The sequence below is a fragment of the Paenibacillus durus genome (genome assembly GCF_000756615.1).
Taxonomy (GTDB): domain Bacteria; phylum Bacillota; class Bacilli; order Paenibacillales; family Paenibacillaceae; genus Paenibacillus_AQ; species Paenibacillus_AQ durus.
In genome coordinates this window covers 4,179,198-4,191,844 of sequence record NZ_CP009288.1, presented here as the reverse complement: position 1 = coordinate 4,191,844, position 12,647 = coordinate 4,179,198, and the positions used below count along the sequence as shown (strand labels likewise).

The following is a 12,647-nucleotide window of genomic DNA, read 5'->3' as shown; positions in this document are numbered from 1 at the left end:
AATGAGCGAAATCATTACTTTAGCCCATGGCAGCGGGGGGAAGCTGACCCATCAACTGATCCAAGGGATATTTCAGAAGCACTTTCGGAACGATTGGCTCCTAGAGGGCGGCGATTCGGCAGTGCTGGAGACTCTCCCGGGACAAATGGCGTTTACCACGGATTCCTATGTGATTCATCCGCTTTTTTTCAGGGGAGGGAACATCGGGAAGCTGGCCGTCTGCGGGACCGTTAACGATCTGGCCGTCTGCGGTGCGATTCCGAAGTATATCAGCTGCGGCTGGATCATCGAAGAAGGGTTTCCTCTGGGGGAACTGGAGGAGATTGCGGAATCCATGGCGGCGACCGCGCAGGAAGCGGGCGTATTTATTGTAACCGGTGATACCAAAATCGTTCCGAGAGGCTGTGCGGACAAGCTATTCCTTAACACCTCCGGAGTGGGCTTTATTCCGGAAGGTCTCCGGCTGTCTCCCGCCTTGATCCGGCCGGGGGACCAAGTGATCGTCACCGGTACGATCGGGGACCACGGGACAGCGATTCTGATTGAGCGGGAACAGCTTCAGGTGGAGACCGGACTTGCCAGCGACTGTGCGCCGCTGAACGGAATGCTGGAGCTGATAACGGCTTCAATGGGCGGTGCTGTAAGACTTATGCGGGACCCGACCCGCGGCGGCGTAGCCACTACACTGAATGAATTTACGGAGGGGCAGAGCTTCGGCATCCGGCTGGAGGAACATGCGCTTCCCGTAAAAGGGGAAGTGAGCGGTCTATGCGGCATGCTGGGAATGGACCCGCTGTACATAGCTAATGAGGGCAAAGCCCTTCTGATCGTCGACGGGGCCCAGGCAGAGCGAGCGATGGAATTGCTGCGCAGTCACCCCAACGGACGGGACGCTGCCGTAATCGGCGAAGTTGTCGCGGATCATCCGGGAAAGGTGTATATGCGTACGCTGGCCGGAGGCCACCGCATCATCGATATGCTGGTAGGCGACCAATTGCCCCGGATTTGTTAAGCAGCGGGATACCCCATCTTAAAGAAGGACCTTATCCCCGGATTACGAAATACTAAGACGGTCTGAGACTGCAGTAATGAAAAATGATGCGCGAGGCGCTTCTACCAGGAGAAGGTGTATGAATGAGGAAAATTTCCGCCAGTAACGGCTACGTCTACTTTCTTGTTGTATTGGCGCTGCATGTGTTGGGGGGAGCCGGATTTCTCACGGCAGCGGCCCGCGAGCCGAAGCTGTGGGGTCTTGGCCTTTTGGCTTATACGCTCGGCCTGCGTCACGCTTTTGACGCCGATCATATTTCGGCCATTGACAATACGATCCGGAAGCTGATCGAACGGAAAAGAAACCCTTTAGGCGTGGGCATGTTTTTTTCCCTCGGGCACTCGACGGTTGTCTTCCTCATGGTGCTGGGGATCGCGCTCTCGATGAACACGTTTGTGCTCGATAATCCAAAAGTACGTGAAGTCGGCGGGCTGATCGGGACGCTGGTATCCGGCTTCTTCCTGATCTTTGTCGGACTGATTAATGTGTTCACACTTATGAAGCTATGGAGCAGAGCCCGGGGGGCGGCGAACCAAACAGGCGGGAATTCCGGATTGAGTCATATGCATGGACCCAAGGGGATGTTTACCCGATTTTTGGCTCCTGCCCTTCGGATGATCAGCAAAAGCTGGCATATGTATCCGCTCGGATTTCTGTTCGGGCTTGGCTTTGATACGGCGACGGAAGTGAGTTTGCTTGCTATATCGGCCAGCACTGCGAACGAATCGGTCTCGATTATCGGCATTTTGTCCCTGCCGCTGCTGTTTGCAGCCGGAATGAGCTTAATGGACACGGTCGACGGCGCGATTATGACAAGGGCCTACCGCTGGGCATTCATTTCCTACAAGAAAAAGACAGCCTATAACCTGATCGTTACCGGTGTCTCGGTTGTATCCGCGTTTTTTATCGGCTCCGTTCAGCTCGTTCATCTAATTGAAGCGAAATGGCCGCAGCATCTCCAGTGGATCAACAGGCTCGGTATCGATCACCTTGGCTACGCTCTGGCCGGATTTCTGATTTTGATCTGGATCGTCTCGATGATCATTTGGAGAGGGATGAGAGGCAGACAGGCCGTTGACGGATGTGAACTTTAGGATATTCAAGCTATCACATGATTCCCGCCATGCGGGGATTGTGTGATTTTTTTAAAATATAAGAATCTATAAGTTTCACACTTATAAATGGCCTTATATTTCTACGAGAAACAGATGCCCTCCTTCTGCAAGGACGGCGCAACCGTTTCTTCTTGTCTATTAATACTTCTCCAATATCGTCTCATTGATGATCATGCTTACGAATTGGGCCATTTGCTCAGGTGCTTCGCGACGTTCCTCCCGTATCCACTGGATAAGGCTATTCCAAAAACCGCCGGCGGAAAAGGCCATGATATATTTGGCCATAGCCGTATGGGGTCCAGGTTCTGTAAGGGGAACCACGGTCCGGTGAATCACCGGGAGGTATTGATTATATTTTTGCAGCAGCAAATGCAATAAATCATTGTTCTCCAACCTCATAAGAAAATCCATATGCTTCTCCCAGAAAGTAAAATAAACTTTGGCCATATTATACACGGTTAAGGTTGGTTCCGCCTGCAATCGTTCGATGTATTCCTCGCACAGTTTTTGTACGTATCCATTCAATACTTCATCCTTGGATTTAAAATTGCGATAAAAGGTACGTCTAGCCAGTTGGGCTTTCTCCGCTATTTCGGAGATGGTGATTTGACTGTATGTTTTATGTTTCATTAATTCCAGCAACGCCTCGATAAGCCATGTCTTGGACTGCTCCGCAATGGGATTGATTTTCTCGTTCGGCATAAAGTTCTCCTTCGGATAGGTGTCACAAATGATTGGCTTTGTAGCACTTGCGCCTGATCTGTTGACCTTATTTGATGCGGTTATTATACTGAAAACCAATCAGTGTCACAAGTGTGACATTCGCTTAAGGAGGGGGATTATGAAAACATTTTATATGATCGTCTGGCTGCTTCCGGTCATTTTTATGTTGCATGATTTTGAAGAAGTCATTATGATCAGAGCCTGGCTGCAAAGAAATAAGTCATACATTCGGGCCAGAAAGGGCAAACCGGTTCCTTTTAATATTCAGGCTTCAACGGCCTCATTTACAGTCGCGGTAGCCATTGAGTTCGTCATTTTATCCGTAATAACGATCCTTTCGTATTTGCTGGATAATTATGTTGTCTGGTATGGAGCTTTTGCAGGTTTTACCGTTCATTTAGTGTTTCATCTCTATCAATGGATTCGCTTTAAAAAATATGTTCCGTCCGCGTTGACCTCCGTTGTTTTTCTGCCGGTATGTTGCTATTTTCTATATAAATCCGCTGTCTTCCTAGGATATGACGCTTTAACTCTAATACTATCGACTTTAATTTTTACAGTCATTATTGCAGTGAATATAGCTGTTTTGCATAAGCTGATGGTTCGTTTTGACAGATGGCTTGATCAGTACAAACTAACCGTTAACTAATGGAGAGCGCATTGCTCTCGCGGATACGATCGGCTGTGCTTATCAATGGCCTCCTATTTCTATGAGAAACGGATGCTCTTCTCCTGTGGGGTGTATCCGTTTTCATTTCAGAAAATGACATGTTTTATAAAAAAAATTTCTTCCATTTAAAATTAACTGAATTTCTCCTTCATTTGCCCCGGGAAATCGGCCCGGCCGGTCATTTGGCGGCGCAGCAGGCGCAAACCCTTGATCTTATGCGGAAAATCCATGCTCGGGCCGCTTAAGAAACGTAAAATTTAATCGTTTTCATTTCGGTTTATTTTTTACTAAAAAATGGGCTCGAAAGCGATGCGAGTAAGCGGATTCATTTGCTGGAGTTTATGATGCCCAGCTTGACGCAAATACGTATGTTTGTTACGGTTTTTACAAGCGAATGACCGCTGAACAGCATTTTTGCGAAATATTTGCTTAATGATGCGAGGGATGTTGACTAAACGGACAAAGAGGAGATGGTTGATCTTGATCAAAGGACTCATATTCGATTTTGACGGAACGATTATCGATACGGAGACGGCTTGGTACACCGCATTTCAGGAAGCCTATAAGGAACATGAGGTCGATCTGACGCTCGAACAATATTCGACTTGCATCGGAACAAGCCTCAACAGCTTTAATCCTTATGAATACCTGATGACCGATTTGAAGCTTGATATTGACAAAGCTGAATTCAGAAAGGCTGTCCGGCAAAGGCACAGCGAGCTGATGGAAGTTCAAGCGGTACGCCCGGGCATTCAGCATTATCTGGATTCGGCCAAAGCAGCCGGACTGAAGATTGGGCTTGCCACCAGCTCAGATAGAAATTGGATTGACAAGTATATGGACCAGCTCGGCATCCGCGAATATTTCGATTGTATCTGTACTGCGGACGATGTCGAGAATGTAAAACCCGATCCGGAATTGTATCAGAAGGCACTGTCCTGTCTCGGTCTGAAACCAGAAGAGGCTGTGGCTATCGAGGATTCGCCGAACGGCTCCAAAGCTGCTGCTGCGGCCGGCCTTGATTGTGTCGTGATTCCGAACGAAATCACAGGTTTTCTTAAATTTGAAACTCCGCATCACAGAATAGAAAGTTTATCACACCTCGATTTCGACCATGTGCTTACCCGCCGCTGTTTCCAAGACATGAATCTCCAGGTTTAAGCCCGCTGACGTTCACTTCTTTCCGACTGACCAAGTTCAGAGAGGAGCAGGTGTACATCCTAAATTCAGACTTTCATAGTTCCTGTTCCTCACAGCAGTATTTTAAAAATGACTAAGGGGGACGCCATTGTGAAAGCCGTACATTTTGGAGCTGGCAATATTGGCAGAGGGTTTATCGGCCCCGTCTTGTCTCGCTCCGGTTATAACGTTTGTTTTGTCGGACGCAATAAGAGAAAGATTGCCGAACTGCAAAAAAGGGGACAATATCCGGTCACCCTGGCCAACGAGAACCGGGACAAATTTATTGTGGATAATGTAACAGCCATTAATTTGAATGATACCGAGAAGGTAGCGGAAGCGATCGCCGATGCGGAACTCGTAACGACTGCCGTCGGAGTCTCCGCGCTGAAGGATATTGCGGGAACGATAGCCCGCGGTATCGAGCTGCGGCTGAGCCAAAGCGGCACACCCCAGCCCCTGCATATTATCGCCTGCGAGAATGGCATCGGGGGAAGCCAGCGGTTGAGAAAATCCGTATATCGGCATTTGCGGCCAGACGTGATCAAGCGAGCCGACCGCATTGTAGCGTTTCCGAATACGATGGTCGACCGCATTGTGCCCGTCCAGAAGCATGCCGACCCGCTGGCGGTCATGGTTGAACCTTTCAGCGAGTGGATTGTCCCTCGAAGCGGGATGATCGGCGATTATAACGAGATTGAAGGGGTCCGTTATGTCGATTCACTTGATCCCTATCTGGAACGGAAGCTGTTTACCGTTAACACGGGTCATTGCAGCGCCGCTTATTTCGGATATCTTGAAGGCTATACTTCACTTCAGGAAGCGATGTCTGATCCTGTTATCCGCTCCCGGGTATATGGCGTCCTGCAAGAAACGGGGGCGATGCTGGTACACTTATACGGATTCGACCCGGCGCAGCATGAGAAGTACATTAAGAAAATGATGGAACGCTTCGCAAACCGCAACTTCAAAGATAAAGTTTCGCGAGTGGCCAGATCTCCGCTCCGCAAGCTTTCCCCGAATGAACGGCTCGTACGGCCTGCGCTGAAGGCCCATGAGCTTGGATTCGAAACTTCTCATTTGGTCTCGGCTATTGCCTCCGCGCTGCTCTATGAGAATAATGATGATCCAGAGGCGGTAAGTCTTCAAATGGCTATTCGGAGTTCGGGTATTGAAAAGGTAGTGTCCGATGAATTGGGCATTCCGGCCGAACATCCGCTGCACAGCCGCATTGTGGAGGAATATTTCAACACCTGTGTAAAATACCAGCATAAGGCCGGCTTGGGCTTTGAGACGCTTACCGACTCCTTAAGCCCTTCGGCGATATCCGACAACCCGTAATTGAAGGCTTACCGCAAGGTTTGAGAATATCGAAAGACAAAAGAGACCGCATATTTGTGGTCTCTTTTGTTGTGCGTATTGCAGGGTATCGCCTCACCTAACTATTTACTGAACAGTAATCCGAAATGATAAGGGGGGAGATCAATGATGCGAAGTAAGTTAAATCCTGCATCAATCCATATCCGAGCATCTTGTGGTAAATCCATTAAGCGGAGTGTCTCCGAAGGGTCAAAAAAGGTAGCCCATAATGCTTCGGAAGGCATTCCAGATTCATGAAATTTCAACGTTATCACCCCGTTACGATTTCTTTGGTTTCGGACTAATTTCCACAACTTCGGCATCGTATTAAATATTTGCATTTGCTTAATTGACTAACATATTAGCGAATGTTAATATGATATCACAAATACATATTAAAATTTATTAATATGAGGTGCAGTTATGGATCACCTTGATGTTACAGCCAAATTTATTCGCGGGTTTGCGGATAAGACAAGATTGCAAATCCTATACTCTCTGATACAAGAGGGGAAGACAGTATCACAGCTCATCGAAGAGATCGGGGCCTCCCAGTCCAGAATATCTCAACACTTAGCCTGTTTACGTGATTGTGGAATCGTAGAGAGCAGGCAGGAAGGAAAGTATGTGTATTACTCTGTCAAGAATGAAGATATCATTAGCCTTCTCCGCATGTTCGATATAGCTTTGCAACCTGTAAAGTCCTTAGTTTCATGTTGTGAGACGGTAGAAACATTAACTTGCTTATCCGCAGACAACATAGAGAGTAAGAAAGGTAGCAAATTGAATGAACAATCAATGGAACAGGTTGATTTATAAGGCTTGGTCGCCCGTCTACGATATTTTCTTCAACTCGCCTCCATTCCGCTCTGCACGACAGAAAATTTTCCAAAAGGCAAAAATTAAGAAAGGAAGCAGCGTTCTGCTTGTGGGTGTTGGTACTGGTGCTGACCTTTCGTACCTTTTGAGCCTAAATATAAAGATTTCAGCTGTCGACCTTTCTAAGGAAATGCTTGCCCAGGCTCGGAAAAAGGATCCTTCGAATGAAGTTGACTTTCTTGAGATGGACGCACAACGGCTTTCATTTCCAGAAGGTCATTTCGATGCCGTTATTGCAAACTTAATATTATCGGTTGTTCCTGATGCCGGCAAATGCTTCAGCGAAATGGTTCGTGTAACAAAGCGCGGAGGCCAAATCATTATAATGGATAAATTTATACCCCGAAGTGGGAAGCTGCCGAAACCAATGGTTTTTCTCCGACCTATTATTGCGCTTATGGGTACAGACATTGGACGGAGTTTTGAACAAATTTCCGCCTCGTACCAGAATCATTTTAATATCCAAGTCGATGAAGGAGTTATGCTTGGCGGTATGTACAGAGGTATTTTACTGCAGAAAGGGAAGGTTTTTCATGAAGGAACATGAACAATCTTTAAAAAGCAGCACTCCCGGATACGAAGGCGTGGTTTTGTCTAATGTAGTTCAGAATCAATGAAGCATGGGAGTCAGACCATTTTCTTGTTGAAACGATACATTAAGAACAATGCCCTGACAAACAAGTCTATTGCAATAGACAGCCACACTCCCGCAATTCCAAGCCCCATCGAAATGCCCAGAACATAAACGCCTATAACCCGAATGAGCCACATACCTATGGTTGTGCTGTACAATGGACTTTTGGTGTCACCCGCACCCTGTAGTGCTCCTGCCAACACTAATCCGATCGCCAGGAAGGGTTGGGCGAAGGCATCAATACGCAGGGCTGTAATGACCATACCGCGAACCTCAGTCTCGTCTGTAAACCATGCTGCGGCGGCAGGGGAAAGGAAGAATAACAGAACACCCACGAAGGACATGAACAGGACAGCGATCACAGTGGCTATTTTTCCAAATTGGTAGGCGTCATCTTGACGATTCGCCCCTAAGCTTTGCCCTACAAGCGTTGCTGCCGCCACCGCTAATCCATATCCGGGCATATAGGAGAACACCTCGATATTGCCTGCTATGGTGTGAGCGGCATAGGTTTCGGTGCTAATCCGGACAATTAAGCCGAAGTACAGCACCTGGCCAAAACGCATGATAAGCCGTTCAATAGCAGCGGGTGTAGATAATTTCAATAAAGGTAGAGCAAATTCACGATTGAAAATGAACCCCTGGGTTATCGGGAAAGATAATCTCGTCTTCCGAATGTGAAGATACAGCAGAACCGTACCCGCTATTCGCACCATCGTAGTCGCCCACGCCGCACCTGTAATGCCAAGCCCGTGAAACCCGAGAATCCCAAAAATGAGTACATAATCCAGAGGAATATGAAAGATGTTAATCCACAGTCCGATCTTCATAGGGGTCTTGGTATTGCCCGCCGCCCTTAATATGCTGCCGAATACCGTCATTAACGAAATCAGAATCGAGGGTACGGCGACAATACGGAAATACTTCACTCCTTCGGCTACCACATTCGGCTCCGCTCCCATGGCACGCAATAACGTTTCGGCAAAGAAGAATGTAACTATTCCAAAAAATAATCCCGCCGCCGAGGCTGCCCATGTTGACTGTGTGACGATAGCTTTAGCTTTGTCAAAATCACCTGCCCCCACGCTTTTCGCGATCATGGAAGAGGCGCCAACCCCTAACGCCATAAACACAGCTATGTAGACAGCTAAGATCGCATTGGTCACACCAACGGCCGCGACCTCTGTCAATCCCAGTTTAGACACAAACAATGTATCGACAAATCCTACGACCGTTTGAAAAAAATTCTCAATCATCGCAGGGACAGCTAAAGCCAATATGATTTTGGCTTTCTGACCCCGAGTCTCACTCGGCATCTCAAGCAGATTCGATGACACAGCATTCCCTCCGTTATTAGTTGATGGGGATGGTATTAGCTTTATTTTATCCCCCCAGGGGGGATGTGTAAACGAAATAAAAACCCACGGAGAAAAGCTCATTTTCCGCGGGCTTCTTCATTATATTTTTCATTCACTATTTCCAAATCTTCTGGATATTTTGATTTCACTATCTGTACCTTTAATTTGCATCGAAAGCAGGGCATTCAGATCGTTAAGAGACAGATTTTCCAAAGAGTTGATTTTTTCCATAATTTCGCTATTGAATATTTCTTCTACGACCCGAATCTGAGCAGTCAATTTTTCCCCTTCAGGCGTTAAAGAAATAATGGTTTTTCTGCTGTCATTCTGAGAAATTTCTTTATATATGAATTTCTTATCCATCAGTCTTTGTACAAGCCGGCTTGGATGTTGTGAGTTGCATAATAATAAGTCCCCTAGTTCAGCAATGGACATCGGCCCAAATTTGGATAACACCGTAATCACTTCACTTTGGCTAGGTGTAATATCTAGTCCGTTTGCTGTCAGCAAGTCGGTAAAACGATGATTTCCTTCCCGCTGGGCACATTGAATTAAGTAACGTAATTTATCTATTGCCTCCAAGTGCTTCACTCCTTATGCAATCAGTATACCATATATGTGCCTTGACATATAACTGCTGTTTTAATATTATATGTCTAGACATATATGTCGAGGCGTATAATATAGGAGGGAAGCCAATATCATTTACCGTAGCCTTAAATAAGGAATACAACGGCGTTGGATTCAATATGCTAGCCGTCTGTCCGGGAGCAACGGATACTAACTTTTTCAAGAACGGCGGAATATCCTTTGGAAATAAAAGAACGCCCGGCGATGTTGTCAGGGCCGCGTTCAAAGGGCTGGAAAAGAAAAAAATAAGTTGTGGTGGACGGGAAGCAAAACATGTTTTCATCTGTACTTTTACCAATATTTTTATCGAGAAATAGAATGGTTAATCTGGTGTCCAATATTATGGTTAAACGAATAGATAAGGGAGGGCTATAAAATGAGAACAAGAGTATTGGGTTCCGATCTGGAGGTATCTGAAATTGGCTTGGGCTGTATGGGAATGAGTCAATCCTATGGAAAAACGGATGAAAAAGAAGCCATATATACGATTCACTATGCTCTGGACAATGGAATCAATTTTTTGGATACGGCGGACATGTACGGAAACGGGCATAATGAAGAGCTGATAGGCAGAGCATTAGCTTCATATACAGGATCTACTGAAGTTATTATTGCTTCCAAATTTGGAATCGTTAATGGGGATGATATTACTAGGCGTTACATAGACGGCAGCCCGAAATACGTTAGATCGGCGATTGAAAAAAGCTTAAAGCGTTTAAATCTGGATCATCTGGATTTATACTATATTCATCGCATCGATAAAACCGTCCCGATTGAAGAAACCGTTGGCGTGATGTCCGATTTGGTTGCAGAGGGAAAAATCAGAAATATCGGGATATGCGAAGCATCACTGGAAACCATCGAAAAGGCCAATCAAGTTCATCCGATTACTGCCGTACAATCTGAATATTCGCTTTGGAGCAGAGATGTCGAGGCAGCTATTTTGCCTAAATTAACAGAGCTTGGCATTGGATTTGTTCCGTATAGCCCGCTTGGCCGGGGATTTTTAACAACTAATTTCCAGTTTGAAGAACAGGATATGCGGAGGTTTTTACCGAGATTTCAGGATGAGAATTTATTGAACAACCAAAAATTAGTAGATGAGCTTACAAAAATGGCGGAAGATATGAATTTAAAAACTGCGCAGCTGACTCTAGCTTGGGTGTTAAACAAAGGTGAACATATTGTTCCTATCCCTGGAACCACAAAAATATCTCACCTGAATGATAATATTAAAGCGGCGGATGTTGTGTTAACTGCTGAGCAAATGGCTGAGTTGGACCGCTTATTTGACTTGTCAGCCATTCAAGGAACGAGATATCCTCAAATACTTATGGAAGAGCTAAATTTATAGGAGAAGCTGAGTACCCAATGCAATGCGGAGGTAATGTGTTAATGATGAAGGAATATGCTCTGGGACAGGATCTTCACATCCGTATGCTGGCCTCTGACGAACCGCCGCCTTATGAACTGCTGCTGCTCGCCGACCCGTCCCGCGACCTGGTAGACCGCTATCTGCAGAAGGGAACCTGTTACATTGCCGTATTGTCCGAAGAGGCATTGCTGCAAAAGCCGGTTGGCGTCTTTGTACTGCTGCCGAGGGGTGCGGAAACGGTTGAGATTATGAATATCGCCGTAAGGGAAGATGCTCAGGGCAAGGGGATCGGGAGAAGATTGCTGCAAGCCGCAATTGAAATAGCGAAAGCATTTGAAGCCCGGAACATCGAGATCGGCACAGGGAACTCCAGTATTCATCAGCTGGCGCTATACCAAAAATACGGATTTCGGATCGTCGGCGTAGATCGTGACTTTTTTGTCCGAAATTATACGGAGGCCATCTATGAGGACGGCATACAGTGCCGGGATATGATCCGGTTAAGGTATAACGAAGGCGGCAGTATAACAGAGTCTTTGGAATAACGAAAAACCCGCGAGAAACCTTTTTAAGGGTGTTTCGCGGGTTTTGTATTTTTTACAAAATGATCTGAGTGACGGTTCTGATCGTTACGGCAGCGTGACGGTTACTGCTTCTTTCTTTAGGGCCTTTTTAAACATTTTGACCGCGGAAGCGATTAGTATTGCACCAAGTACCAATTTCAGCAAGCTGGAAGATACATAACCGATTAACATTCCGCCAATAAAGGAACCAATAATGGAGCCAATGCCCATAGGCAGGACGAGATCTTTCAATTCGGTTCTCTGTTTATATGCCCCGTTGGAGCCGTGTCTAATCATGCCGATCAGCACAGTCGGTAGGCTAATGAGAATGCTGGCTGTACCTGCAACTTTAATATCCAGTCCAAAAACAAGAATTAGAGTGGGGATAATCAGCTCGCCGCCGGCCACCCCAAGCAGACTGCTCACAATTCCAATGCCTATACCAAAAATGACACCGACAATAATCGCAACCGGAAGCGCCATAGGTATGCCGCCCGATACAATCGGATGAAAGGATTCGACTAGAAGGAGAATGCCGATGCCAACTAATAGCACGAGGATTACTTTCTCCAGAGCCCGTTCCGACAGATGCTTCGAGTAATTGGCTCCCGAGTAGGCGCCGAACATCCCTCCAGCTATAAATGCGAGTATGATTGGAATATCGTTGACGAGATCACTTACCGCGATTTTGGGAAGGCGAAAGATTAGAGAGGAGATCAGAGTAACTAAACTAACCGCCAAATTAAAAGCGACGGCTTGCCGGGCGGTATAACGGAATAGGCCAACTAACACCGGAAGACGAAACTCAGCACCCCCTAGTCCGATTAAGCCTCCTAAGCAACCGATGGGTGCGCCTGTAACAAAAGCGAGTAACGACTTTCTTCCACTTCCTGCCATTTAACGAAAACCTCCTTAGAATATTTATATAAAAACAAAACAATACATAACAGTGTAAAATCATGCTCTATTTTTCGGTGAAATGAATTAAATATAACAAAACAATACATAACAAAATTAAAACAAGTCTATCCTATGTCCTAATAAAAGACAATAGAAAAATTCTGAATATTTTCTTAGTCGCGGATAGATTTTTTCCTGTCGGTTCATTGCG

13 protein-coding genes are annotated in these 12,647 nt (G+C 46.2%); 9 read left to right on the top strand and 4 right to left on the bottom strand.

Translation table 11 applies throughout. The features are described from left to right. Position 1: 1 nt before the first annotated feature. Together hypE and PDUR_RS18130 are read left to right on the top strand one after the other, a co-directional pair. On the top strand, positions 2-1,012 hold the full coding sequence (gene hypE, locus PDUR_RS18135; RefSeq protein WP_042207545.1) for a hydrogenase expression/formation protein HypE: 1,011 nt from the start codon (positions 2-4) through the stop codon (positions 1,010-1,012). A gap of 122 nt (positions 1,013-1,134) precedes the next feature. Then, positions 1,135-2,145, top strand: a complete 1,011-nt coding sequence (locus tag PDUR_RS18130; protein WP_042207544.1) for a HoxN/HupN/NixA family nickel/cobalt transporter — start codon at positions 1,135-1,137, stop codon at positions 2,143-2,145. A 159-nt stretch (positions 2,146-2,304) separates the two neighbouring features. Here the strand turns inward: PDUR_RS18130 and PDUR_RS18125 are convergent, their stop codons facing one another. After that, positions 2,305-2,868, bottom strand: coding sequence for a TetR/AcrR family transcriptional regulator (locus PDUR_RS18125; protein ID WP_042207543.1), 564 nt, complete (start codon positions 2,866-2,868; stop codon positions 2,305-2,307). Between the two features lie 139 nt (positions 2,869-3,007). Between PDUR_RS18125 and PDUR_RS18120 the strand changes: the two genes are divergently transcribed. The 5 genes from PDUR_RS18120 to PDUR_RS18100 all read left to right on the top strand — a co-directional run bounded on the left by PDUR_RS18120 (position 3,008) and on the right by PDUR_RS18100 (position 7,523). Beyond that, positions 3,008-3,538 (top strand): HXXEE domain-containing protein, encoded by a 531-nt coding sequence (locus tag PDUR_RS18120; RefSeq protein WP_042207542.1) that lies wholly within the window; start codon positions 3,008-3,010, stop codon positions 3,536-3,538. A 501-nt stretch (positions 3,539-4,039) separates the two neighbouring features. Then, positions 4,040-4,720, top strand: coding sequence for an HAD family hydrolase (locus PDUR_RS18115; protein ID WP_042207541.1), 681 nt, complete (start codon positions 4,040-4,042; stop codon positions 4,718-4,720). Positions 4,721-4,849: 129 nt separating this feature from the next. Further along, complete coding sequence (locus PDUR_RS18110; protein ID WP_042207540.1) at positions 4,850-6,079, top strand: mannitol-1-phosphate 5-dehydrogenase; 1,230 nt, start codon at positions 4,850-4,852, stop codon at positions 6,077-6,079. 441 nt (positions 6,080-6,520) lie between these two features. Then, positions 6,521-6,916: an ArsR/SmtB family transcription factor gene (locus PDUR_RS18105; RefSeq protein WP_042207539.1), complete on the top strand. Its 396-nt coding sequence runs from the start codon at positions 6,521-6,523 to the stop codon at positions 6,914-6,916. Next, positions 6,885-7,523: a class I SAM-dependent methyltransferase gene (locus PDUR_RS18100; protein WP_042207538.1), complete on the top strand. Its 639-nt coding sequence runs from the start codon at positions 6,885-6,887 to the stop codon at positions 7,521-7,523. Before PDUR_RS18105 ends, PDUR_RS18100 begins: the two co-directional genes overlap by 32 nt. A gap of 80 nt (positions 7,524-7,603) precedes the next feature. Here PDUR_RS18100 and PDUR_RS18095 read toward each other — a convergent pair whose 3' ends face one another. Continuing rightward, positions 7,604-8,947: an MATE family efflux transporter gene (locus PDUR_RS18095; protein ID WP_330217217.1), complete on the bottom strand. Its 1,344-nt coding sequence runs from the start codon at positions 8,945-8,947 to the stop codon at positions 7,604-7,606. Positions 8,948-9,076: 129 nt separating this feature from the next. Beyond that, a complete protein-coding gene (locus PDUR_RS18090) occupies positions 9,077-9,550 on the bottom strand; it encodes a MarR family winged helix-turn-helix transcriptional regulator (protein ID WP_052410285.1) in 474 nt (157 codons plus the stop codon). A 424-nt stretch (positions 9,551-9,974) separates the two neighbouring features. On the opposite strand from PDUR_RS18090, the gene PDUR_RS18080 reads away from it, so the two are divergent. Together PDUR_RS18080 and PDUR_RS18075 are read left to right on the top strand one after the other, a co-directional pair. Beyond that, complete coding sequence (locus PDUR_RS18080; protein ID WP_042207537.1) at positions 9,975-10,952, top strand: aldo/keto reductase; 978 nt, start codon at positions 9,975-9,977, stop codon at positions 10,950-10,952. Between the two features lie 41 nt (positions 10,953-10,993). Next, a complete protein-coding gene (locus PDUR_RS18075) occupies positions 10,994-11,518 on the top strand; it encodes a GNAT family N-acetyltransferase (protein WP_233277391.1) in 525 nt (174 codons plus the stop codon). 84 nt (positions 11,519-11,602) lie between these two features. Here PDUR_RS18075 and PDUR_RS18070 read toward each other — a convergent pair whose 3' ends face one another. Beyond that, the gene (locus PDUR_RS18070; protein ID WP_042207536.1) at positions 11,603-12,433 is read right to left on the bottom strand and encodes a sulfite exporter TauE/SafE family protein; all 831 of its coding nucleotides are present in this window, start codon (positions 12,431-12,433) and stop codon (positions 11,603-11,605) included. Positions 12,434-12,647 lie beyond the last annotated feature (214 nt).

Excerpts from the sequence above, each read along its gene's own strand:
- PDUR_RS18070 (WP_042207536.1), bottom strand. The coding sequence starts at position 12,433 with ATGGCAGGAAGTGGAAGAAAGTCGTTACTCGCTTTTGTTACAGGCGCA.
- PDUR_RS18130 (WP_042207544.1), top strand. The coding sequence starts at position 1,135 with ATGAGGAAAATTTCCGCCAGTAACGGCTACGTCTACTTTCTTGTTGTA.
- PDUR_RS18080 (WP_042207537.1), top strand. The coding sequence starts at position 9,975 with ATGAGAACAAGAGTATTGGGTTCCGATCTGGAGGTATCTGAAATTGGC.
- PDUR_RS18120 (WP_042207542.1), top strand. The coding sequence starts at position 3,008 with ATGAAAACATTTTATATGATCGTCTGGCTGCTTCCGGTCATTTTTATG.
- PDUR_RS18125 (WP_042207543.1), bottom strand. The coding sequence starts at position 2,868 with ATGCCGAACGAGAAAATCAATCCCATTGCGGAGCAGTCCAAGACATGG.
- PDUR_RS18100 (WP_042207538.1), top strand. The coding sequence starts at position 6,885 with ATGAACAATCAATGGAACAGGTTGATTTATAAGGCTTGGTCGCCCGTC.
- PDUR_RS18075 (WP_233277391.1), top strand. The coding sequence starts at position 10,994 with ATGATGAAGGAATATGCTCTGGGACAGGATCTTCACATCCGTATGCTG.
- PDUR_RS18105 (WP_042207539.1), top strand. The coding sequence starts at position 6,521 with ATGGATCACCTTGATGTTACAGCCAAATTTATTCGCGGGTTTGCGGAT.
- hypE (WP_042207545.1), top strand. The coding sequence starts at position 2 with ATGAGCGAAATCATTACTTTAGCCCATGGCAGCGGGGGGAAGCTGACC.